The sequence below is a fragment of the Paenibacillus sp. CF095 genome, from assembly GCF_900101225.1.
GTDB lineage: Bacteria > Bacillota > Bacilli > Paenibacillales > Paenibacillaceae > Paenibacillus.
Genome location: NZ_FMZN01000006.1, coordinates 207,910 through 231,052, shown reverse-complemented (window position 1 = coordinate 231,052; position 23,143 = coordinate 207,910). Strand labels below are relative to the sequence as shown.

Annotated in this window: 20 protein-coding genes; 3 read left to right on the top strand and 17 right to left on the bottom strand. The window is 45.0% G+C overall.

Annotated features, from left to right (window positions below):
* Positions 1 to 90: 90 nt before the first annotated feature.
* The 10 genes from BLS69_RS28460 to BLS69_RS28415 all read right to left on the bottom strand — a co-directional run bounded on the left by BLS69_RS28460 (position 91) and on the right by BLS69_RS28415 (position 11,199).
* On the bottom strand, positions 91 to 864 hold the full coding sequence (locus BLS69_RS28460; RefSeq protein ID WP_047841571.1) for a sigma-70 family RNA polymerase sigma factor: 774 nt from the start codon (positions 862 to 864) through the stop codon (positions 91 to 93).
* A complete protein-coding gene (rsbW, locus tag BLS69_RS28455; RefSeq protein WP_036606993.1) occupies positions 861 to 1,313 on the bottom strand; it encodes an anti-sigma B factor RsbW in 453 nt (150 codons plus the stop codon). Before rsbW ends, BLS69_RS28460 begins: the two co-directional genes overlap by 4 nt.
* Before the next feature lie 18 nt (positions 1,314 to 1,331).
* Positions 1,332 to 1,670: an STAS domain-containing protein gene (locus BLS69_RS28450; protein ID WP_036606989.1), complete on the bottom strand. Its 339-nt coding sequence runs from the start codon at positions 1,668 to 1,670 to the stop codon at positions 1,332 to 1,334.
* 86 nt (positions 1,671 to 1,756) lie between these two features.
* On the bottom strand, positions 1,757 to 3,433 hold the full coding sequence (locus tag BLS69_RS28445) for a response regulator (protein WP_091038563.1): 1,677 nt from the start codon (positions 3,431 to 3,433) through the stop codon (positions 1,757 to 1,759).
* Between the two features lie 16 nt (positions 3,434 to 3,449).
* Positions 3,450 to 4,322 carry a CheR family methyltransferase gene (locus BLS69_RS28440; protein WP_074096446.1) on the bottom strand — a complete coding sequence of 291 codons (873 nt, stop codon included), beginning with the start codon at positions 4,320 to 4,322 and terminating at the stop codon, positions 3,450 to 3,452.
* 86 nt (positions 4,323 to 4,408) lie between these two features.
* Entirely contained in the window at positions 4,409 to 8,134 is a 3,726-nt protein-coding gene (locus tag BLS69_RS28435) for a response regulator (protein ID WP_091038562.1), read from the bottom strand.
* Complete coding sequence (locus tag BLS69_RS28430; protein WP_047841574.1) at positions 8,131 to 9,300, bottom strand: PP2C family protein-serine/threonine phosphatase; 1,170 nt, start codon at positions 9,298 to 9,300, stop codon at positions 8,131 to 8,133. The genes BLS69_RS28435 and BLS69_RS28430 overlap by 4 nt, the downstream gene beginning before the upstream one ends.
* A 349-nt stretch (positions 9,301 to 9,649) precedes the next feature.
* The gene (locus tag BLS69_RS28425) at positions 9,650 to 9,994 is read right to left on the bottom strand and encodes a YflT domain-containing protein (RefSeq protein ID WP_017692267.1); all 345 of its coding nucleotides are present in this window, start codon (positions 9,992 to 9,994) and stop codon (positions 9,650 to 9,652) included.
* Positions 9,995 to 10,088: 94 nt separating this feature from the next.
* On the bottom strand, positions 10,089 to 10,622 hold the full coding sequence (locus tag BLS69_RS28420; protein WP_091019329.1) for a hypothetical protein: 534 nt from the start codon (positions 10,620 to 10,622) through the stop codon (positions 10,089 to 10,091).
* A 67-nt stretch (positions 10,623 to 10,689) separates the two neighbouring features.
* Positions 10,690 to 11,199, bottom strand: coding sequence for a DUF948 domain-containing protein (locus tag BLS69_RS28415; RefSeq protein ID WP_017692265.1), 510 nt, complete (start codon positions 11,197 to 11,199; stop codon positions 10,690 to 10,692).
* A 220-nt stretch (positions 11,200 to 11,419) separates the two neighbouring features.
* On the opposite strand from BLS69_RS28415, the gene BLS69_RS28410 reads away from it, so the two are divergent.
* Positions 11,420 to 11,584 (top strand): DUF1328 domain-containing protein, encoded by a 165-nt coding sequence (locus BLS69_RS28410; RefSeq protein ID WP_017692264.1) that lies wholly within the window; start codon positions 11,420 to 11,422, stop codon positions 11,582 to 11,584.
* 372 nt (positions 11,585 to 11,956) lie between these two features.
* Positions 11,957 to 12,475 carry a hypothetical protein gene (locus BLS69_RS28405; RefSeq protein WP_091038561.1) on the top strand — a complete coding sequence of 173 codons (519 nt, stop codon included), beginning with the start codon at positions 11,957 to 11,959 and terminating at the stop codon, positions 12,473 to 12,475.
* 91 nt (positions 12,476 to 12,566) lie between these two features.
* Here the strand turns inward: BLS69_RS28405 and BLS69_RS28400 are convergent, their stop codons facing one another.
* Complete coding sequence (locus tag BLS69_RS28400) at positions 12,567 to 13,454, bottom strand: cation diffusion facilitator family transporter (RefSeq protein WP_047841577.1); 888 nt, start codon at positions 13,452 to 13,454, stop codon at positions 12,567 to 12,569.
* Positions 13,455 to 13,744: 290 nt separating this feature from the next.
* On the opposite strand from BLS69_RS28400, the gene BLS69_RS28395 reads away from it, so the two are divergent.
* Positions 13,745 to 13,933, top strand: a complete 189-nt coding sequence (locus tag BLS69_RS28395; RefSeq protein ID WP_017692261.1) for a hypothetical protein — start codon at positions 13,745 to 13,747, stop codon at positions 13,931 to 13,933.
* Between the two features lie 114 nt (positions 13,934 to 14,047).
* On the opposite strand, the gene BLS69_RS28390 is transcribed toward BLS69_RS28395, so the two are convergent.
* The 6 genes from BLS69_RS28390 to BLS69_RS28365 form a co-directional block, all read right to left on the bottom strand.
* Complete coding sequence (locus BLS69_RS28390) at positions 14,048 to 15,673, bottom strand: ABC-F family ATP-binding cassette domain-containing protein (RefSeq protein WP_091038559.1); 1,626 nt, start codon at positions 15,671 to 15,673, stop codon at positions 14,048 to 14,050.
* Positions 15,674 to 15,888: 215 nt separating this feature from the next.
* Positions 15,889 to 16,935: an MBL fold metallo-hydrolase gene (locus BLS69_RS28385; protein ID WP_091038557.1), complete on the bottom strand. Its 1,047-nt coding sequence runs from the start codon at positions 16,933 to 16,935 to the stop codon at positions 15,889 to 15,891.
* A gap of 71 nt (positions 16,936 to 17,006) precedes the next feature.
* Positions 17,007 to 17,204 (bottom strand): cytochrome bd oxidase small subunit CydS family protein, encoded by a 198-nt coding sequence (locus BLS69_RS28380; RefSeq protein ID WP_091038556.1) that lies wholly within the window; start codon positions 17,202 to 17,204, stop codon positions 17,007 to 17,009.
* Positions 17,205 to 17,212: 8 nt separating this feature from the next.
* Complete coding sequence (locus BLS69_RS28375; protein WP_091038554.1) at positions 17,213 to 18,247, bottom strand: cytochrome d ubiquinol oxidase subunit II; 1,035 nt, start codon at positions 18,245 to 18,247, stop codon at positions 17,213 to 17,215.
* The gene (locus tag BLS69_RS28370; RefSeq protein ID WP_091038553.1) at positions 18,244 to 19,590 is read right to left on the bottom strand and encodes a cytochrome ubiquinol oxidase subunit I; all 1,347 of its coding nucleotides are present in this window, start codon (positions 19,588 to 19,590) and stop codon (positions 18,244 to 18,246) included. The genes BLS69_RS28375 and BLS69_RS28370 overlap by 4 nt, the downstream gene beginning before the upstream one ends.
* Positions 19,591 to 19,974: 384 nt before the next feature.
* Positions 19,975 to 22,821 carry an ATP-binding protein gene (locus BLS69_RS28365; protein ID WP_165980413.1) on the bottom strand — a complete coding sequence of 949 codons (2,847 nt, stop codon included), beginning with the start codon at positions 22,819 to 22,821 and terminating at the stop codon, positions 19,975 to 19,977.
* Positions 22,822 to 23,143 lie beyond the last annotated feature (322 nt).

Genomic DNA, 23,143 nt, shown 5'->3' with positions numbered 1-23,143 from the left:
CTTTTTGATCCCAAAAAGGACACGTATGCATTTCAGTGCAATGACGTGTCCTTCTTTATGCCGTACTCAACAACATTAGGGTTCCATTTTTCATAACATTGAAGCATTAGACATAATCTGTTTCAATTTCTCTGTAGCTCGCTTCTGAATACGAGATACACTCATCTGTGAAACACCAAGCTTCTGAGCAATTGCCCGCTGAGATTGGCCATCCTGGAATGCTAGAATAAGTACCTGCTGCTCTTGTTCCTTCAATTGTCCCAATGCCTGTTGCAAGTCCATCCGTTTTTCGACCGAATCATAGTCATTAACATCTGCACTGATCAGTTCACCCAATGTTGCTGCACTGTCATCCTGAGATAAAGGAGAATCCAGTGATACATAGTGGTAACATTCCCGACCAGCCAGAACTTCAATCGTCTCTTCTGCAGTCAAATCAAGGTATTCAGCAATTTCGTTCACACCGGGTGAGCGCTCCAGCTTAACGGTTAACTCATCAATGGCATGTTGCACAAGTGCTCCCTTTTCCTTAATCCTCCGGGGCACCTGAATATACCAGGATTTATCGCGCAAGTAGTTTTTCATATGACCGATCATGCTCTTCATGGCATAAGGTTCAAACGGAATACCTAGATTGATATCGTATTGCTTAAGCAAACGAATCAAAGCCATCTGCCCGGTCTGATACAAGTCTTCGTATAGATCGGGGCGATTCCGAGCGATTTTACCTGCTGCCATCTTTACCATTGGTTCATACTTACGGATGAGAACTGTTGCAATTTCATTATCTTGGGTCTGCTGGTATTCCCAGATCAAACCTATAGCTTCAGACATGGACTCTGGGGGAGTCACTTTTTCATTCATACTTTCTCCTCACTTCTTGCAAGACGTTTTACGAGTACTACTTTCGTACCTTTGCCCGTCTCACTTTCCACACTGACATCGTCCATCAAGGCTTGCATCAGGTAGAACCCAAGTCCGCCAATCTGTGCTTCCGTCAGTTCTTTGTCGTGTAGACCGGCACGTGACACAGCAGGGTTCATGTTTTCGAAGCTGGCACCTTCGTCCTTGACAATAATGGACAATGTTTCGCCATCCACTTCGAATACAACTTCAACCATGCCGCCTTCGTGTGAGTAGGCATACAATACAGAGTTGTTACAGGCCTCGGATACAGCAACTTTCATATCCTCAATGTCTTCATAAGAAAATCCCATTTTGGATGCTACTCCATAGAGATTGAGTCTTACAATATCAACGTAATCAGCTGTCGCAGGTAAATTAAGGGTGACTCTTTGAACTTCTGCATTCATTCCTTTTTCGATCCTTTCCTATTGGGAATTCTTCTGTGTGACAAAGAATTTGGCAATGCCCGTCATATCAAAAAGTTTCTGAATCTGCGCAGGAACTTCCTGTACTTCAAAGCGAGCTTCCATTCCATGTCTTGCCTTCAGAACAGATAACAGGATACCAATCCCTGTACTATCGATATACTTCAATTCTTTCATGTTGATCACAAGATCCTGTTCCTTGTTATCCACGAGCGGCTCCATCACCAAGCGGAAGTCAGGAGCAACCGACAAATCCAGTTCGCCAGTCAGATACACCGTGCATACGCCGTCCTGTGTTTCAGTTCTTGCATTGAATTTTTCATTTTTATTTGTATTCATTAGACATCTCTCTCCTGATCAATGGTTTCCTTACCTAATAACCCAACTTCAGCACGAGTGAAACAGAAAGAAGTTTGGAAAATGTTTCAATTGGCCTGATTCATGGCTGAAGGGCCTGGATCTAACATTTGTCGTTGTTTCTGAAACTGGGCTATTTTCTGTTTCACATTGCCCATTTTCACCGGTTTACTAATATAATCATCCATGCCGGCAGCAATACAGCGCTGCTGAATACCTTCCATCACGTTAGCAGTCATGGCTATAATGATTGGCTGATCAGACTGGGACAGGCTCTCTCGAATCCGCCGTGTGCATTCCAAACCGTCCATCACAGGCATCTGCAGATCCATAAACACATAGTCATAGGGATAACGGCTGCCGTTTACCATATCGAGTGCGCTCTGCCCATCTTCAGCAATGTCTGAGAGCAACCCAAGCTTACCGAGCATAATCGCCATCAACTTCTGGTTAATAGGATGATCATCCACGATTAATACCGTAGGATATTTATTCTCATTTTTCACATCCGTTGGCTTCTCTTCCCCGTTCCTCTGGATCAGTTCAGTTTCTACATAACGTTTCGCCTGAATTGTAAATACAAACGTTGCTCCCCGTTGCTCTGTTGTATCCAGATAGATCTGTCCACCCATCATTTCAACCAGAGTCTTGCATATTGCCAGTCCTAAGCCAGTTCCACCGTACTTACGTGTCATGGATGTATCCAGCTGGGAAAACGGCTGGAACAGGCGATCAACTTTGTCTGAAGCGATACCTATCCCGGTGTCTTTAACGGCAAACTCCAATGCCATTTCTCCATCCTTTTCTTCCTTAACTGACACGATCAGATACACTCCACCCTGATCGGTAAATTTGATCGCATTTGCAATAAGATTCAAGAGAACTTGACGGAGCCTTGCCATATCTCCATAGATTAATTCAGGGACAGAATCCTCCAGGAAATAATCCAGTTCCAAGTTCTTTTTGCCTGCTTCTGCAGCAAACAATCCCAACACTTCCCGAACACAGGAGACAATTTCAAAAGGATGCTCTTCAAGTTCCATTTTGCCGGATTCCATCTTGGTAAAATCAAGAATGTCGTTGATGACCGTGACAAGTGCATCCGCGCTGCGACGAACGATGTCTGCATATTCCTTCTGATCTTCCCTCAGTTCCGTCTCCATCAGCAGATCAACCATACCGATAACTCCGTTCATCGGTGTACGAATCTCATGACTCATCATCGCCAGGAACTCGGTCTTTGCATTGGCTGCAATTTCTGCTTCTTCCTTGGCCTGAATGAGTTGTTGGTTCATCTTCTCCAGTTCCTGTGTCTTCTGGTGAAGAAGCATGGTCTGTGTCTTCAAACGTTTATTGGTGATAAACATCTCCACAAACCCCTCGATTTTAGATTTCAAAATCTGAGGAATAAATGGCTTAACCATGTAATCAATGGCCCCGGCTGAATATCCGGCAAACAAGTGCTCCGCTTCTCTACTATTCGCAGAGATGAATATAATCGGCACATCCTTGGACTTGTCCCGTGCCTTAATTAACTTTGCTGTCTCAATTCCGTCCATTCCAGGCATCTGCACATCGAGAACGATAACCGCAAATTCGTCTTTTAGCAGACAGCGGAGTGCCTCTTCTCCGGAAGTTGCCTTAACGAGTTTATATTGTTCCGATTCCAGAACTGCTTCAAGAGCAAGCAAGTTCTCAGGGCGGTCATCTACCAATAATATGTGGATTGGTTCATTGAGCCCCATGGCTAACCCTAACCCCCTATTTAATCTTCCGGTATATTTTTTCGGTCCGGTCTAACGGCTCATAGGTATCACTGAACTCTGTAAAATGTATCGATTCTTTCGACCCCAGAACCAGAATACCAAAGTGGCTCAAGCTCTCATGAAACAGCCCATGCACATGGTTCCGCAGTTCATCATTGAAATAAATCATGACATTACGGCAAAAGATAACATTAAACTCGTTAAATGACCGGTCTGTTGCCAGGTTGTGCTCGGCGAAAATGATGTTCTTCCTTAGAAAAGGATGAAATATCACCGAATTATATTTCGCTGTATAGTACTCGGAGAAGGCTCTGGTACCCCCTGCCTCCAAATAATTTGTAGTAAATAGTTTCATTTTCTCAATACCATATACGCCTTCTTTGGCCTGTTGCAAAGAGCGATCATTCATATCCGTTGCGTAGATTCTTGCCTTGTCATACAGTCCTTCCTCATGCAACATGATGGCCATGGAATAAACTTCCTCTCCCGTAGAGCATCCCGCATGCCATATTCGGATATACGGGTATGTTCTCAGGATAGGAATAATTTGTTCCCGAAACATTCGGAAAAGCGAAGGATCTCGAAACATTTCCGTTACAGGGATGGATAAGTTCTGTACAAAACGGTCAAACGCGGAACGGTCATGAAGAACACGCTCCTGCAAGCCGGATATGCTCTTAACACCTTCAGCATGTGCATGATGCCAGATTCTTCGTTTTAGGGATGGCAATGCATAGTTTCTAAAATCATATCCATATAAACGGTGCATGCCTTCCAACAGCAACTCAATCTCGATCAGCTCGCGTTCTTCATCTTGCGGCATACGGACCAAATCTGCCCCCGTCTCGGTAGGTTCCCACGGTGTCATAAGTTCTCTCCACTTCTTCATTTGTTACTTGCGTATTCGTCGTATTGTCTTTCATTACCCAAACAATCAACATACGAATAATGAACTTACGAATACAGCCATACGCGCATTAAGGATAACAATTGATCGGTCTGGATCGGTTTTTTCACATAATCAGATGCTCCGGCCTCAATACATTTACCGCGATCCTCTTTCATCGCTTTGGCCGTGAGCGCAATAATCGGCAACTTTTCAAACTGCGGGATCTGTCTGATTCGTGTCATTGCTTCATAACCGTCCATCTCTGGCATCATCATATCCATCAGTACCAGATCAAATTCAGGATTTTTGTCCAAAATCTCCAAAGCCTCTCGGCCGTTCTCCGCAAACGTCACATCCATCCGATAGCCTTCAAGGACACTTGAAAGGGCAAATACGTTACGGATATCGTCATCTACAAGCAATATTTTCTTGCCTTCAAACAACGTTTCCTTGTTGTGTAGTTTCTGTAAGATCCGACGCTTGTCTTCCGGCAAATTGGCTTCTACCCGATGCAGGAACAAAGTGGTCTCATCCAGCAGACGTTCCGGTGACTTCACATCTTTGATAATGATGGATTCCGCATATTTGCGCAGCTTCATTTCTTCCTTGGAATCCAGCTCTTTGCCTGTATAAATTATAATCGGCAGATCGTTCAGATATTCATCATCGCGAATCTGGTCGAGCAACTCAAACCCGGTCATATCCGTTAACATTAGATCCAGTACCATGCAGTCATAACGCTGGCTGTGTAATTCATTCAACGCCTCACTACCTGTCGATACAGCAGTGATTGCAACATCATCATGACCAATCAATTCTATAATGGCTTTACGCTGAATCTCATCATCTTCGACGATCAACAGTCGTTTTAATTGATTCTCGGTATATGATTTGATATGCGAGAATGCTTTATCCAGTGAATCCTTGCTCGAAGGTTTTTTCAGATACGCAATGGCGCCCATCATCAGACCTTGCTTCATATCATCAATAACTGAAATCACATGAACCGGAATGTGGCGTGTTGCCGAACTGCTCTTCAGCTCGCCCAGAATGGTCCAACCATCCATTACCGGCAATTGAATATCCAGGATAATGGCATCCGGCAAATATTGACGTGCCATTTCAAGTCCTTTATCACCTTGTAGGGCAACAAGTGCTTTGAATCCTCTTCCTCTCGCCATATCCATCAAAATATGTGCAAAGTTCACATCATCCTCAATGATGAGGAGGATTTTGTCGCCTTCCATGATATTCTCCCGATCATCTTCGATCTGCGTGACATCTGGAGTATGGGAAGGAGATAGATCTTTACCCACGCTACGCTCCGGATCAGGAGAGAGAATGGACTGATGACTTGAAAGCATGGTCCGTGCTTCGATGGACTGTTCATAAAGATCCTCTGAGGATACAGCCGCTTCTCTTGAAGCACCTTCTTCTGCCAAGGCTTCCTCTTCATGATTATCCGGCAGGTATAAGGTAAAGCAGCTACCTTCCCCTTCGGATGATTCCACCTGTATTGCGCCACCAAGCAAACGTGCCAGCTCCCTGCTAATGGACAATCCCAGGCCAGTTCCACCGTATTTCCGGCTTGTGGTCCCGTCTACTTGCTGGAACGCTTCAAAGATCAAATCCGTCTTATCCGATGGAATACCAATGCCGGTGTCTTTTACACTAAATCCGAGATATTCCTGATTGGTGTTCATATAACCCGGCAGCTCTTCCGGTTTCATTCGTCGTCCAATCAGACTAACCGAACCTCGATTGGTGAACTTAAATGCGTTCGACAACAAATTCCGTAAAATCTGTTTGACGCGATGACTGTCGGTGTATACCCATTCCGGTAGATCGCTGTCGAAATCGATATTCAAGTTCAATTCCTTTTTATTCGCCATCGGTCCGAAGTTCTGCTGAACAAAGCTGGTCAGCTCTTCCATTCGAACTGTCTCATAATTGATATCCATCTTACCTGCGTCCACCTTGGACAGATCCAGAATCTCATCAATCATCTTCAGCAGATCGGCGCCCGACATGTAGATGGTTTGCGCATATTCCTGCTGTTTGTCAGTCAGATTCCCACCCTTGTTCTCCGACAATAACTGGGACAAAATGAGCAGACTGTTCAATGGTGTACGGAGTTCATGTGACATATTCGCTAAAAATTCGGACTTGTACTTGCTTGTCATCGACAGCTGTGTAGCTTGCTGTTCCAACTGTGTCTTCGTTTTCTCAATTTCGTCATTTTTCTCTTCAACTTCACGCACCTGCTCTTCAAGCGCCCGCGTCTTGGCAATGAGTTCCGTATTGAAATGCTCCAATTCTTCCTGCTGACGCTGCAGCAATTCCTCGGAACGTTTAAGCGCCTCTGTCTGCTCCTCCAGATTCTCATTGGAACGACGAAGTTCTTCTTGCTGTGTCTGCAATTCTTCCGATTGAACCTGCAGTTCCTCAGTCAGTGCCTGGGATTCACGCAGCAACTCCTCCACACGCAAACGACGTCGAACGTTGTTCAAAATTACGCCCAGGTTCATAATCAGTTGTGTGAACAACTGCTTGTGAAGTTCATTGAAACCTTCAAAAGAAGCCATTTCAACTACACCAATCAGTTCATCTTCAAACACGACAGGATAGATCATGATACCCGCAGCACGTGTTGAACCTGAAGCTGAACCAATATGCACATAATCTTCAGGCGTATTTTCCAGAATAATTGGTGTCATATCCAGCGCGGCTTGACCAATCAAGCCTTCACCGATGCGATACATTTCTTTACCAACATCTTCGTTCTCTTCAAATGCGTATGCACCGTAACGTCTAAGTTCGTCGGGATGTTTCTCCTCATCGATCAGATAGACAACACCCAACTGAGCGCCAAGCACAGGTGTGAACTCACTGATAAACATCTGAGAAATTTGGCGAATGGAGCCAATCCCCCGAAGCAGTTCCGGGACTCTTGCGATATTCGAACTCATCCAGTTTTGATCCTGCTGAGCCTGTACATAAGCCCTCTCGATTTCCAGTTTTTCTTCCAGATCACTGGATACATCCTTGAACACACTGGCAATCTGACCAATCTCATCGGTTGATTTGACCTGTATGCGCCGAATGGTTCGGTAACGCCCTTTACCAAAGCTGGTAATCATCATAGACACCGTGTTCAGACCCCGTGTGATACTCGGCAGCACCCACATAATGACACCCAATGCAAGCAACAACCCCGCAATCATGATACCTATCGTGATCTGTACTGCTCTCGTATACGCTGCGTTAGCGTTTTTGATCTCGGCATCAATCTCTTGGTCCTGATAACGGGAAAGAGCATTCAAACTATCCACAGCTTCCTTTTGCACCGCGAGTCCTGTTGCATTGCGGTAGTTATTCGCATCTTCTACCCTGCTTTGGGACATCAAGTTGATCTGTCTTGTTGCATAGGAAGTATAAGCAGTCCACGCAGTATTCACACGATCCACCAGTTGATGTTCAGGTGCACTGTCTGCTCGGTTTCTCACTTCTACGAGGTAACCATCCCCCCGATCCTTCATCTCCTTCAGGTCACCTTCAGCAGCACTAATTGAATTGTTCGGATTCAATAACAAGTTAGCCAGCACTTTGGCAATATCATTGACCTCTCCGCGTACAGCAGAAGTGAACCTTACTTTGAGATAACGTTCCTGATACATCTGATCAATCTGTTTATTACTGCTGTTTAGCCGTTCATAACTCACAAACGTGAGCACGATCAAAATAGCCATCAGAGCGGTAAAACCAATCAGCAGTTTATTCCTGATCTTCATTCATCCCCCGCCCCTTTATCCAAAGTAATCCAGACCAGACATTTATCATCATCCCGCTCCTGGGGAATTTCGTCGTCAAAAAACATGGCCTGCATGGCAGCTTCATTCCACTGATGTGACCCGGTCAGTTTTTCGATCAGGAATTCATGTTGTTCTTCCTGCCCGCCCTGAACAGCTTCCAATAATCCATCCGTATATAGTGCAATATGCCCGTCACCCTCGTAATGGATCGTTTGTGGTTCAATATCCATCTTGTCAAATAAACCAACAGGACAGCAGACGCTGTCAAATGTGGTCACACTGCCGTCGTTTCGGAAAAATAAAGCAGGTGGATGCCCTGCGTTAACATAATCAATGCGCTTCATCCGTGTATCAACGACCAGATAAATTGCAGTGAAATAATACTGCACCAATTGTTTTTCCAGATGGAGCTGGTTAAAACGACGGTTCAACTCTTGAATGACCTTCTCTGGATCCACATAAGTGGTAACCGTATCTTTTAACACAGAAGCGATAAACATGGTAAACAGGGATGAAGATATCCCGTGTCCCATCATGTCGAGCAGCAGAACTCCGTAACGGCCTTCCCCAAGGGGGTACCAAGAATACAGATCACCCGCAAGCTCAAAAGATGGTTTATAGATGGCATGCACTTGGAACAACGGGTCCCTAATGGCCGGACTTAAAACAGCATTTTGGACCATCGCTGCCAACTTGAGCTCATCCTGAATACGTTGATCACGCTCTTTGTGCCAATCCTTCTCCTGTTTCAAACGAAGTGCAAGTCGAATTCTGGCCATCAGTTCGACTTTATTAATCGGTTTGGTCACGTAGTCAGATGCCCCTGCATCCAATGCTTCGGCAAGTTTCTTGGAATCTCCGATGGCAGTCACCATAATAATCGGTATATCCTTCAGATTCTCAAATTTCTGCACAATACTGCAGGCTTCGATACCATCCATCTCCGGCATCATCATATCTAGCAAAATCAGGTCAATATCCGACGGTCTTGGACGAAGTTCGTTGCTTTCCTCCCCAATTCCCAACACTTCAAACATTTCCATGGCGGAACTCGCCGTTACAATGTCACGATAGTTTTCTTTTTTCAGAATTTCTCGAATGATAATGACATTCGTCGGATTGTCGTCAACAATAAGTATTCTCATTGATATCTCCTTATCTGTGGCGTCCGGGTTTGTCGATTCTTATAGGTTAAAACAAACGTTGATTATACAAATTTTGCATACAAAACGGCAGTAGACATAATAATTCCTAGTATAACTATAATCGTAAAAACAAAAAACTTCTATCAGTAAATGGCACCATCGCTGGAGATTCTCCCCGCAACCCACCCTGTTTTTGCAGCGTCCTGATCCCGCTTCCAAACTTGCAAAAACATAGATAAGGAATGGGGAAAGCCCCATTCCTTATCTATGTTTTTGATTAAGCATTTTACATAAATGATTCAGAAGCTTGTCCATGTTCAGCAAACTTCAACTTGCAACGTATATCGGGTTAATCTTTCTTTTTAGCAATAACGAGTACTTTACCTTTGTCGAGTTCACTCTCGTAGAAGTCCGCTTCGGCTTCGGTAAAGCCCATCGAAACAATTTTGGCCCGGAGTTCATCACCACGTGAGCGGAACAGATTCGCCAAGGAATCAAATACGCCTTCTTCCTTTATGCCAATTTCTTTGGCATCTGCTGTATCGGCAATTCGATCTGTACGATCCTTCTCATGGGCGAGAACAAAGATTTGATCAGCAAGGTATCCGGTAATCTGCAATTCTTTCACCGCTTCTACCGCCTGGACTCCGTTTTCTACCACTTTTGCATAAGCTTGCTCATTGGTTGAATTCATCGTTTCCACTCTCCTCTGATTTAATCTTCTGTATCGAGCTACTTAATATATAACCATACTATATGGGGTTGAAACGATTCGGTAATAACCAATCCTAGGAAACTGTGTCATCAAAAAGATCAATGCCTTCAATCTGCTGAGAGCCTGACTTCATATATACTTTCAGAGCCTGGTCTCCACGGAGAAACACTTCTCCGTCCTCTGCCACATAATAAGGTTTCCCGAGAGCATGATGGATCGCTTCAATATTCATCTCAATTCTCTTTCCGTTTAACATGATGTGATTCTCAGATGCATCGATATGCACATATTGAATAACATCCGTATCTTCACACAAGCCAACCTTTACATCATGAAAGTGATATTCAGGACACCCCAGATAAGGATCTTCCTGCTTATGCCCCGGCTGGCCCTTCTTGGCCAACAAATCATCCATAGTATCATCCAGAGAAATGCCATTCAGAGTCCGAAAATGCTGGAAAGTCTCGGATCGATCAACAGCCAGAGTTACCTCTGACGCCTTCTCTTCCATTGCCGTCCATTGCATATCGTGAGCAGCGGGTACCGCTGCCGGTTGAACGGAAAAGGGAGAAATTACGCTAAACATCACAAGCAGTAGTTTCATCATGATTCTCACCCTTTCATCAGGTTCATCACCGCTCTGAAGGCTTCTTCATGGTTATAAAGCGGTCATGTTACTTGCGCATCCGTTGCCATACATTCGCTGCAACATCAATATACTTCATCCAGTTTTTCCCGCCCTTAGCTTCACCATTATATGTAGCTTCATAGGATTGCAGGGTACGATCCGTTGATGTAGCAGGCGGTGCAGTTACATGAACCGATTCAGCATGTTTGGTCTGTTCAGCGTTGTTACGTTTAGTCTGAAATTTCGCCATCAGCGTTGTGGAGACTTGTTTGGCTGCTGCCGTCACTTCATTCAACACTTCACCCAGATTCTCAACAGATTCCATAACAGGATCAATTTTTTTCATTTTGTGCTGTACATCCACTGTAATATCATTGGCATGCCTTACCGTCTGCTTCACTTCATAACTAAGTTCATCAATGGTTTTCTGTACCTCCTGCAGTGTCTGTGAGACATTGTCCAAAGAACCCTGAGCGGATTTCAAGGTACGAATTAAAAAGAAAACCAGTACTGCAAATGCCACTGCAATCAGGGCCACGCTAATTTGATAGATCATAGAAGAACCTCTCTTTCCATATGTGCATCAGTTTGTTATTGCTATAGTTACCCGGCGATTTCCCGGACGAAACAATATTATATATCCCTTCATATATGCCCTCGCTTGGAAAAAAAACCAATGTTTCAAGCGGTTAGCACCCGGTTAAAGTTAGACTACACAAGGCGGTGAGGTGAACACAACTCACTGCACAATCATTTATACGAAAGGATGAATACTTATGTTGAAATGGTCTGTATTATTTCTAATTATTGCACTGGTAGCAGGTATTTTTGGATTCTTCGGTATTGTTGAAGCAGCTGCTTCAATCGCGAAAGTACTCTTCTTCATCTTTGTTGTACTGTTCGTAATCTCCCTGATTACGGGACGCAGCCGAATGCGATAACCTCAGGCTCTGATATGACTGAGTGTTTACTAACGAATACATACAAAAGCCGATCGTGCTACCAAGCCGATTGGCTTTTGTGCGTTCAGGCATAGGTCAACTTTTCTATATTATGTATTGCACTCCCTTCTGCTTTATTCCAATCCGCTCTCGTATGAATCCCAAAAAAACAGGACCTTTTTGAGATAGCCAACCCGGTTTTATCCCACTGAAGTATGATATTTACAGGCTTGCTATATACCCACATATGAGCCAGTTGACACTGGAGAATGCAAGAAAATATTGTTATAATTTGTGATTCATAAGGTAGCTTGCTTGGTTACTTTTAACACAGGACAACAAATTACATAACAAACCGAGGAGGAAAAGAAAATGAAAAAAATCGTAAGTTTTGCTGCTGCTTTAACGTTGATGGGTTCGATGGCTGCCGCTGCAGGTGCTGAGGAAGCGGTTACTGGAACGGTAACTCCGGAAACAGGAACTGAGGCTACAACAACGCCAACGACCACAACAACTCCAGCTGTTGAAGTGAACAAACCTGCTGTAGACACAGTAGAAGGTACTGCTGAGACTGTAACAGGCACAACAACAGACACTACAGGTGCAGAAGGTACTTCAACTACAACTGAAACGCCAGCTACGACTACAGATGACAAAATGTTTGAAGAGCCACTCGTAAAACCAGGCGATGAAGTACTGGCACCAACGATGTTGCTGAACCTTCTGGAGCGCACTTGGTTCTATGATGCACCTAATGGTAAACCAATCGGTGCATTAGGCTCCCAAGTCATCGATACAACAGGTGAAGTGGTTGATGGATTCGATGGCGGCGAGTGGGTACAAGTATACACTTGGAAAGGCAAAGCGTGGATCCACGTTGCCATTCAGTAACATCGTATAATCGTTCTAATGATAAGTAAAGAGGACAGCACGCACAATCGCGGCTGTCCTCTTTTCATTTTCCAAGATGTTCACTCCCTGTTCAAGGGTTCCTTGTGACTTCTTCCGTCTTTGGTTCCACATGTACATGTACATGCATGATGTTATGCGATCGCTTCAACCGCTCTTCAACACGGTCACAGATCTGATGGCCTTCAATCAAGCTTAGGCCTCCGTCCACTTCAATGACTACGTCCACAAGTACATGACTGCCATGCACACGCGCCTTCACATCCTTGATCATCTCAACACCGGGAACGCGTGCTACTGAGGATCTGAGATCCGTCAGTTCCTTCTGGTCAAATCCATCGGTAAGACGATGTGTAGAATCCCGGAAAATCTCCCAAGCCGTTTTGCAGATCAACAGACCTACAGCAATGGCAGCTACTTTATCCAGCCATGGAAGTCCAAACTGCGCACCTATAATTCCAATTGCAGCGCCTATGCTGACCCAGGCATCCGAACGATTATCTTTCGCCGCAGCCATCAGAGCCTGACTATTAATTTGTTTAGCCAGACGGTTATTGTAACGATATACGCCTAACATCACCACAGCACAGACTACAGCCACCGCTGCCGCCCACAGATTTGGAGCAACAAAGGCTCCTTCATACCAGGAGCGAACGGCTTCAACCAATACTTGCAGCCCAACCATAGCCATAATAAATGAAGCCACCAAGGCAGCAACCGTCTCCGCTCTGAAATGACCATAGGCATGATCCGAATCAGGTGGTTTCTGGGAGATCCGAAGCCCGATCAATACAGCAATGGATGCCACAATATCCGTAAGGTTATTAAAACCATCGGCCAGCAAGGCGCTGGAAGCAAATAAATATCCACAGATCAGCTTAAAGGCGGACAAGACGAGATAGGCTGCAATACTAACCCAAGCTCCTCGCTCCCCTTTTCGAATTTCTTCATAAGCGTTCAAACCGGGCGACACCCCTTTAACGTTTCGTATTACGGTTTTTCCATGTTAACAAATGCGGAGCGTGTGGGTCTACAGAAACAGTGTTGCCAGGCTGCATTGCTGTAGGCAAGCCGAAACAAAGTTGCCAGACGGCAGGGCTGTAGTTAATGAGAAAAAATGTTGGCCTGGGTAAAACCAAAGGTTTTGAGCATTTTATCAGGTTGCCCTTGTAGGGCTTTTGTAAAACGTATAAAATAGGTACATCCCGTCCAATCTGGACGGCTCACTGTAAGACCGGGAGGGAAATAACGATGAGCGAAAATAACGAACCGAAAAAGGTCAGTTTGCAGGATGCTATACGCCAAAAGCTGGCGCAGAAGAAAGAACAAGCAAATTCCGGTAACCAATCCAGCGCCTACTTTGAAGGCGGACCTAAAGCGATGAAGAGTCAAAACAACAAGAAGCCTAACAACCAACGTCGCCGTACTGGTGGATCTTAGGTCTTAAACCCGCAGAGAAACCCATTGAATTACAAAAAGAACCGCAACCCCTCTTCACAGAGGCTTGCGGTTCTTTGTTGTTCCTATAATAATGTGCCGTAGATAATCCTTAGTTTAAGCTTCTACCGGATACATTTTATTGCGCAGTTCTTTGATTTCGTCACTTTCCAGATATTCGTCATAGCTCATTTGGCGATCAATGATGCCATTCGGCGTAATTTCGATAATCCGGTTAGCAATGGTTTGAATGAACTGATGGTCATGGGAAGTGAACAGCATGGTGCCGTCAAAATCAATCATACCATTGTTCAGCGCTGTAATGGATTCGAGATCCAAGTGGTTCGTAGGCTCATCCAGAATCAATGCGTTAGCACCAGTCTGCATCATTTTCGCCAGCATACAGCGAACTTTCTCGCCCCCGGAGAGTACACTTGCCTTTTTCAAGGATTCCTCACCTGAGAAGAGCATACGTCCCAAGAATCCACGCAGATACGTTTCATCCTGATCTTTGGAATATTGACGGAGCCAATCCACAAGAGTCATGTCTACACCGTCAAAATATTTGGAGTTGTCTTTCGGGAAATAAGCTTGAGTTGTTGTTACACCCCAAGTGTATTCGCCGCTATCCAATTCCGTTTCACCCATAAGAATATCAAACAACAGTGACTTGGCATTCCCGTTTGGACCAACAAATGCGATTTTATCCCCTTTGTTCACGACAAAGCTGATATCATTCAGCATTTTTACCCCATCAATGGATTTGCTGATGCGATCTACGGTCAACAATTGTTTACCGGCTTCACGCTCAGGTTTGAAGTTGATAAAAGGATATTTACGGTTCGATGGACGAAGGTCATCCAGCGTGATTTTGTCGAGTTGTTTCTTCCGGGAAGTTGCCTGTTTCGATTTCGAGGCGTTCGCAGAGAAACGTTGAATAAAGGCTTGAAGCTCTTTAATCTTCTCTTCTTTTTTCTTGTTGGCATCACGTTGCAACGCAAGTGCCAATTGGCTGGATTCATACCAGAAGTCATAGTTACCTACGTACAGCTGGATTTTACCAAAGTCGATATCCGCAATATGCGTACATACTTTGTTCAGGAAGTGACGGTCATGGGATACCACAATAACAGTACCTTCATAGTCCATCAAGAAGTTCTCAAGCCATTGAATGGATTCGAGATCCAAGTGGTTGGTAGGCTCATCGAGCAACAGGTTGTTTGGACGACCAAACAATGCTTGTGCAAGCAGGACACGAACTTTTTCGTTACCACTTAGTTCATTCATTTTCTTATCGTGCATGTCACGGTCGATACCCAGACCGATCAGGAGTGCCGCTGCATCCGGCTCAGCATCCCAGCCATTCAACTCGGCAAATTCACCTTCAAGCTCACCTGCACGCAGGCCGTCTTCTTCTGTGAAGTCCGCTTTGGCATACAGCGTATCTTTTTCTTTCATAATGGCATAGAGACGACTATGACCCATAATTACCGTTTCGAGAACCGGATACTCATCATATTCAAAGTGGTTTTGCTTCAAAACGGCCATACGTTCGCCCGGGGTGATGTGCACCTCTCCCGAGTTTGATTCAATTTCACCGGACAAAATTTTCAAGAATGTTGATTTACCGGCTCCATTGGCGCCGATGAGGCCGTAACAGTTTCCTGGTGTGAATTTGATATTTACATCTTCAAAAAGTGCACGTTTTCCGTAGCGGAGCGTGATGCCGCTTGTACTGATCATTAAGCATACCATCCTTTATTGGTTAATCTGCATACTGCATGAATAGCAAGTTGCGTAAATCATGGATTCAATATCCCGATGCCTATTCTGGCACCATATTATAACACAAAAAAGCGGCAAATTCGAAAATTGGCCGCTTTTTACTTATTAAAGATTTGGTAAATACACTGTTCATGCAGGCATACCCCTACATTAACATATTTGACTCATTTTTGTTAGCCCTGTTTGCCTTCCTCGTGGTGAATGCGGAGCGTCTCGCCATGACCAAGCACCCGAATCCGCTCTTTACCAATGCCTAGACGTTCACGTTCAACTTCCAGCCGATCCAGCGCTTCCTTGGGCGTATCATCCGCCAGCTTGAATGTGCCGTAATGCATTGGCACCATGAGCTGTGAACCGGATTCAACGAACCCCTGCAGCGCTTCTTCGGGTGTCACATGCTGAGAAGTCATGAACCATTCCGGATCGTAGGCACCGATGGGCATCAGGGTAACACCAATGTCAAAGCGTTCTCCAATCGTTTTGAAACCCTGGAAGTAACCTGTATCACCCACAAAATACAACACAGGCGGACCGCCTGATGTTTTGGATGTTTCGTTCTTCCCTGATTCCGTGGATGATTCATCCTGATTGTTCGTTGTTGCAGCACTTTCCGCTGCTGAAGTCGTTGCCGGATGGTTCGATTCCAATACATAACCGCCCCAATGGGACGTATTGGTATCAAACAACGTTCGGCGCGTCCAGTGCTGTGCAGGGACAAAAGTTATTTTGACTCCACCAAGTGTCATATGATCCCACCATTTCATCTCCTGGCATCGATGGAATCCTTTGCGAATCATCTTACGCTTCAGACCATCAGGTACGATGAGCAACGTCTTGGCTGTAATCAGCTTACGCAAGGAAGCCAGATGCAGATGATCATAGTGGGAATGGGATATCAGAATCACATCCAAAGGTGGAATATCCTGAATCGGAATGCCGGGGGCACCGAGCCTTCGTTGAAATCCCATTTTTTCGGCCCACACCGGGTCAGTCACGATGTTCAATCCATAATATTGAATGAAAAACGTGGAGTGACCAATCCAGGTGATACTTGTGTCCTCCCGGTTGGCATGCAGATAATCCAGTTCAGGCGGGTGTTTAGGCACGGTGTAGGAGTAGTCCTTCACTTTATTGCGCCGCTGCTCCCTCCATTGTTTGAATTCCTTCAGCGTTTTGTCCGTACTTACATTATCGATATTGTTATAACGGATTTTCGGCATGAAAGGGCTCTCCTCCCTTCCTCATTTCTTAACAAGAGATTACCCCAAACGGGAATGGACGTACCAGCCAATCAATCCTTTGGGTTCTTACATACGGCCAGATATACAAACAGAAAGACAATAGCAGCCGCAATGATCAGTGGAGGGGCGTACATAATGGTGAATGTCTCAAAAAAGCTTAATCCGGTTATACCGGGTATCCCCGTGACTCCCTCAGTAGATAGTGGATCCAGCAAGGGAGTCATGAGTAAGAACATGTTTGGGTGCATGAACAGACTCATCCTTTCTTTTTACCAGAATTACCGCGCACATAATTGGCATCAAACAGGAACAGCTTCATAATCAGCACAAGCGAAGGAATGAGCACGAGTAGCCCCAGGCTAAACGCTGTAATGAGCGCAATCCCCATCGTCCGATTTGTAAAGCTGTCGTAAATATTGATGTAAGGATACAGAATGTACGGAAGGTGGGATCGCCCGTAGCCATACCAGGCAAAGGCAAACTGAAGCATGACAGCGACAAAACACCAACCTAGATATTTACTTTTCCACACCAGCGACACGGCAATGACAAAACAAATAAACGAAGCGATGAACATCCACGAAATATCCACCATCTGCTCAAAGTGTGCGGGATTCTGTTTGTTAATCTGCAGAAAAGCCAGAAAGCTCGCAAAAATGGTAGGCAAACTCCAGAGCAGCGCGTACTCCCGAAGCACCTCATATGCCGGTTCATCCCCCGCCCGTTTTGCATAATAGGATAGAAACATCGCCGAGATGTAGAGCACACTAACCAGTGCAAGCAAAACGACCGACCAGGTATAGGGATTCGTCAAAAATTCACGCCAGCGAAAAAACACCTGATCGCCCACCTGCTCAATGATCCCGCCTTCGGATATCGCCAAAATGGTGGAGAATACCGCCGGAATCAGCAATCCCGTCGCTCCGTACAATGCCATATAGATCCGGCTGTTCTGCCCATGATTGCCATAGGTATTGTAGGCGTAATACACGCCCCGGATCGCAAGCAGTACAATAGCTAGGGAACCCGGAACCAGCAAAGCTGTCCCGTAATAAAAGGCGCTGTCCGGATAAAATCCGACCAGTCCAACCACAAAAAAGATCAAAAACACATTCGTCACTTCCCACACGGGAGACAGGTAGCGCTGAATGATGTTATGAATTTTGTTCTCATGCCCGGTCAAAATGCTATAAAAGCTGAAGAACCCGGCGCCAAAATCAATCGAAGCGACGATCAAATAACCGAACAAAAACGTCCACAATATCGCGATGCCTGCAATTTCGAAACTCAATGCACGATCCCTCCTTCAAGCCCCAGAGACTCCAGTTCCTTCTCTGCTTCCTTGTTACGGAACAGCTTGCTGAGTACCCGAATGCACGAGAAACACAGGATCAGATACAGCAAGATGAACAACACCAGCATCCATCCTACCGAAGTTGACGTCGTAGCCGCTTCCGCCACCTTCATATAACCGCGTAAGATCCAAGGCTGCCTGCCAACTTCGGCGAACATCCACCCCAGCTCGATGGCAATCATGGCCAGAGGCCCCAGCAAGACAATGCCAAGCAGCAGCCATTTGGGATACGGTTTGCGCCCTGGCAACCACCGCCGCAGTACATATAACACAGGAATCATCAGAATGATCACTCCCGTTGTGACTTTCAGATCGAACATATAATGAATGGATAGTGGTGGTCTCAGATCCGCCGGAAATTCTTCGAGACCCTTCACTTCCGTATCTGGACGATTACCCGCCAAAATGCTAAGGGCATAAGGAATCTCAATCGCGTATTTCACTTCATTATTTTCATCCAAAATCCCCCCATAAACGAGCGGTGCCTCTTTCATCGTCTTGAAATGCCATTCTGCGGCAGCCAACTTCTCCGGCTGATATTTCGCCAGAAATTTACCGGAGGAATCGCCGATCATGACGGTACTGACGGCAAATACGAGCGCAGATACCGTCGTGAGTTTCAGTGCTTTTTTGTAATACACATGATCCCGTCCCCGAAGCAAACTGAAGGCGGCTATCCCCGCCAGGATACCTGCACTCAAGGTGTAGGATGAGGCGAGTACATGGGACACTTTGGTTGGCGTTGCCGGATTCAACATGGCAGCAATCGGATGAATGTCCTTCATGATGCCATTAATCAGGGTGAATCCCTGAGGCTGGTTCATGAAGGAATTCACCGTTGTAATGAAAATCGCAGATGCAGATGAGCCGAGAGCTACCGGAATCAACAGCAGCATATGCGTATATTTCTTTTTGAAACGATCCCACGTATAGAGGTAAATCCCAAGAAAGATCGCCTCTATAAAAAACGCGAACGTCTCCATAAACAGTGGCAACGCAATCGCCTGACCCGCGACCCGCATAAACATCGGCCACAGCAGACTGAGCTGTAATCCGATCGAGGTGCCTGTAACGACGCCCACGGCAACGGTGATGACAAAACCTCGCGCCCACCTGCGTGCCAGCAGGGTGTAATGCATATCATTGGTTCGTAGTCCTCGCCACTCGGCCAAGGCAATCATGAGTGGAACACCTACACCAATAGATGCAAAAATAATGTGCACAAACAGGGTAAGGCCGGTTAGTATCCGGCTGAGCAAAACAGGGTCCAGAGATGACATGGTTACACTCCTCTTTCACATAATCGTTATGTACGACAGCAGTTACTCTGCTTGAACATGTATCTCAATAACTCATGATTCGGATGATGCTCTTCACAACGGCATACAGCACAACCACAGCTGCAACCAGACAGACGATAATGAGTGTTTTCTCTTGTTTACGGAACATATACCTGCCGTCCTCCTTTTGCATGGGATGCAAATTATGGCTCTATAGACAGTTTGCAAAAGAAGTTGTTTTTTTATCCGGGGAAATTGAAAAACAAAAAAAGCCTTTCCCCTTATCACGCTCACGCGCTGAAGGGCAAAGGCTCTATCCGTAGGTCTCGTAAATAATTATTATTTATAAAAAAGTGAAATACATTTCTTCATCCATCATTAAATTTACACCAATACGTCCTGCTTGGGCAGTCGAACCTTGAACGTACTTCCTTTGTCCGGTGCAGATATAAAGGTCAGTGTACCCTTGTGATCCTCTACAATTTTACGGGAAATGTACAACCCAATTCCTGTTCCACCAATCTGCCGATGATCTGAATTATCGACCCGATAGAATTTGTTGAACAGCATGTCCTTCTCTTGCTCCGCAATGCCTATTCCGTAGTCACGCACATCAAGACATAACCATTCCTCTTCTTCCCATAACGTCACATCGATACGATCGGCTCCCGGAGAATACTTGACTGCATTGCCCACCAGATTATGCAGAACCTGAACCATCCTGTTCTGGTCAGCATAAGCAAAAAAGTCTCCATTAAACGTATGCACGTAGATACGTTGGGCAGACTTCATATTCCACTGTTCGGCAACCCCTTCTACCAACTCAACCAGCGGTACATACGTCATGTGGTAAGTCATACCTTCGTTGTCGAGGCGCTGAATATCGAGTACATCATCGAGCAAACTGCTCAGCCGCTTGCCCTCCGAAGAGATGGTCTGCATGAATTCCCGCTGCTGAGCTGCCGGAAGGTCATACATCATCATTAATTCCACATATCCCATAATGGTGGCTACAGGCGTTCGAAGCTCATGAGATACCACACTGATCAGCTCATTTTTCATCCGATCCAGCCGTTCTTCTCCTGTCCGGTCACGGAACACTAGCAGAAACCCATGGTTTTTACCCGGGACATCCATCTGCTTCATGTACAAGGAAAATACACTTTTATCCACATTATTGAATATAAATTCGGTCTCGATAAACGCTGTTTCTCCATTCAGGAATGCTCTCGTCTGTTCCATCAGATTGAAGTTGTCCGTTAATACCATCGTATCAATCGCCTGCGCCAAATCTTCAATGGATCTGCCCATAAAATCACCCAAACCAAACATCTCTTCTATCCTTCGGTTGACGATGGTTATGGTCCCTGATCGATCAGACATCACAAGCCCTTCTCGTACGGATTCAATAAATTGCTCACTGATATCTCGCTGTTCCTGAATGGCAATCTTCTCATTGAACAACTCTGAGTTCAGCTTCTCCAGCGCCAGGGCATGACGTACACGATCTTCTTCTGCTCTGGTCCGCTCTGTAATATCCTTAATAAACAGGTTATATAATGTCTCATTTTTGCCCAACTGGATCTCAACAATTTTGTACTCAATCGGAAATACGGAACCATCCCGTCGAATACCTGAAATTTCTTCAACGATGGTGTATCTTTTACCTTCAACATATTCAAATCGCTCCAGCAAATTCTTGATCTCCTTGCAGCTGGCCCCTTGAAAAAGAGTCGGCGCTTCCTTGTGCAGAATCACTTCTTCCCGACGCAATCCAAACATTCTTTCAGCCTCCGGATTAAACTCAACGATCAACCCATTGGAGTCCACAGCGATAATCGCATCAATAGAGGATTCAATAATGGCACGTTTGACCTCTTCACTATTCTTGAGTTCCTTGGTACGCTCAATAACCCTGTCCTCCAGCGTTAACTTGTCGTGACGAATCTGTTCGAATTGTTCCAGCAGCACATCAGCCATTTTGCGCAAATTGCCAATCAGGATCTGTACTTCGGTTACATGGCTGGTTGGCCACTCCATCTTCCCATTTCGAAACAGCAGTCTCGGAAGAGAGCCTGTCATCCTAGTCAGTCTTAACAACGGGCTAACAACCTTACTGCTGAGAGGAGCCGCTACGATCATGGAAGCCACGATGATGATGAACAGGGATTGCAGCGTGGTCAGGTAAATGGATTCGATTCGGGGGTAATACTCGGACGAGTCGGTCACAATGAATACCCGATAAGGTGTTAACCTTGTCATTTCTGCTTCATAGATAAAAGAGGCTTGTTTCCAGTGATTCAATACATCGCTGTAATGGATATTTGCGGAACTTAACAGAAAGAGATTATCCCTTGATTTCAGAAGACGGAATCTGTCCATGTCCAGGTAATCGCCTGCCTGAAGTGTATTCAATCCAGAAGCGACGACCGTATCATTCCGATCCAGCAGAATCACATTCACGCCTAGTAGATGATGATAACGCGCCATATTCTGATCCATATTCTCGGAGGTAACATACTCTTCATCAATATCCTGAACAACCGCAGTCGCTGCATATTTCATATCACGTAATATGGCATCATTCATTTGATCCAATTGTCTGCGGCTATCTGCGGATAACAGTACGAGAGAAACAAATACCACAAAGGCGACTACATATTTAAACGCAATTCTTGTTAATGGGATGGTTCCCATGCGTTTTGATTTGTGTTCACCCGTAGTGATCCAAAAATCAACTACAATTCCCGCAATCAGCGCATTCACCATACCAATCACAGCAATATACATATACTCATACTTCAAATCGTCTATATTTAAACCCAACATAAAATGCCCGGTATAGATAACAGGAAGTAACATGACTACCCAAAAGACAGCATTAGCCTTGATTAAGCTGCCATTCTTCCAGCGGATCTGCCAAACGAGCATCCAGATTAATTCCATGAAGTGGGCAAGCATGACAGTTAGATTGTGCGGCACAAAGCCGACAAAGACAGTATTCAGCAGATGGATGACTGTAAGGGTGACAAATCCATAGATGGCCCCATGCAAACGAAGAGCAACGAGTGCTGCCGCGCTCCCAATCATAAACTGTACACCATAGAATAAAGTAAACGGAAAAATGGTGCTTAGTGAGCCCAGAATGATCAGAATGCTGGTCCCAATCCAGGGTATTCTCAGCTTCAACACGACCCAATCCAGCATTTGTCTTGCCTTTATACGATCCATAAGCATTTGCCCTCATGGATCATTTTTTCTTCTGTTTTCAACAACAACGTTGGTTCCCCCTATAAACTTAAGCGGATACAATATTACTTTTTTTCCCCTTAACTCGTTCTGATCCATTATACTGTAATTAATACTTGGTGTAGCTTTGGGAAATTCTGATTGATCGGCAACCAAACTGCATTCATGCTAGAATATTGAAGTTCATTCAAAAAGCGTATTCTTTCTCTACATATACATCCTATATTTTGGGATAGAAACATTAAAAAATTTGCGGCATTTATTCGCAATTCACCTTGTTTTTTTAGCATTTTCTTAACATATT

Excerpts from the sequence above, each read along its gene's own strand:
- BLS69_RS28460 (WP_047841571.1), bottom strand. The coding sequence starts at position 864 with ATGAATGAAAAAGTGACTCCCCCAGAGTCCATGTCTGAAGCTATAGGT.
- rsbW (WP_036606993.1), bottom strand. The coding sequence starts at position 1,313 with ATGAATGCAGAAGTTCAAAGAGTCACCCTTAATTTACCTGCGACAGCT.
- BLS69_RS28450 (WP_036606989.1), bottom strand. The coding sequence starts at position 1,670 with ATGAATACAAATAAAAATGAAAAATTCAATGCAAGAACTGAAACACAG.
- BLS69_RS28445 (WP_091038563.1), bottom strand. The coding sequence starts at position 3,433 with ATGGGGCTCAATGAACCAATCCACATATTATTGGTAGATGACCGCCCT.
- BLS69_RS28440 (WP_074096446.1), bottom strand. The coding sequence starts at position 4,322 with ATGACACCGTGGGAACCTACCGAGACGGGGGCAGATTTGGTCCGTATG.
- BLS69_RS28435 (WP_091038562.1), bottom strand. The coding sequence starts at position 8,134 with ATGAAGATCAGGAATAAACTGCTGATTGGTTTTACCGCTCTGATGGCT.
- BLS69_RS28430 (WP_047841574.1), bottom strand. The coding sequence starts at position 9,300 with ATGAGAATACTTATTGTTGACGACAATCCGACGAATGTCATTATCATT.
- BLS69_RS28425 (WP_017692267.1), bottom strand. The coding sequence starts at position 9,994 with ATGAATTCAACCAATGAGCAAGCTTATGCAAAAGTGGTAGAAAACGGA.
- BLS69_RS28420 (WP_091019329.1), bottom strand. The coding sequence starts at position 10,622 with ATGATGAAACTACTGCTTGTGATGTTTAGCGTAATTTCTCCCTTTTCC.
- BLS69_RS28415 (WP_017692265.1), bottom strand. The coding sequence starts at position 11,199 with ATGATCTATCAAATTAGCGTGGCCCTGATTGCAGTGGCATTTGCAGTA.
- BLS69_RS28410 (WP_017692264.1), top strand. The coding sequence starts at position 11,420 with ATGTTGAAATGGTCTGTATTATTTCTAATTATTGCACTGGTAGCAGGT.
- BLS69_RS28405 (WP_091038561.1), top strand. The coding sequence starts at position 11,957 with ATGAAAAAAATCGTAAGTTTTGCTGCTGCTTTAACGTTGATGGGTTCG.
- BLS69_RS28395 (WP_017692261.1), top strand. The coding sequence starts at position 13,745 with ATGAGCGAAAATAACGAACCGAAAAAGGTCAGTTTGCAGGATGCTATA.
- BLS69_RS28390 (WP_091038559.1), bottom strand. The coding sequence starts at position 15,673 with ATGATCAGTACAAGCGGCATCACGCTCCGCTACGGAAAACGTGCACTT.
- BLS69_RS28385 (WP_091038557.1), bottom strand. The coding sequence starts at position 16,935 with ATGCCGAAAATCCGTTATAACAATATCGATAATGTAAGTACGGACAAA.
- BLS69_RS28380 (WP_091038556.1), bottom strand. The coding sequence starts at position 17,204 with ATGCACCCAAACATGTTCTTACTCATGACTCCCTTGCTGGATCCACTA.
- BLS69_RS28370 (WP_091038553.1), bottom strand. The coding sequence starts at position 19,590 with ATGTCATCTCTGGACCCTGTTTTGCTCAGCCGGATACTAACCGGCCTT.
- BLS69_RS28365 (WP_165980413.1), bottom strand. The coding sequence starts at position 22,821 with ATGGATCGTATAAAGGCAAGACAAATGCTGGATTGGGTCGTGTTGAAG.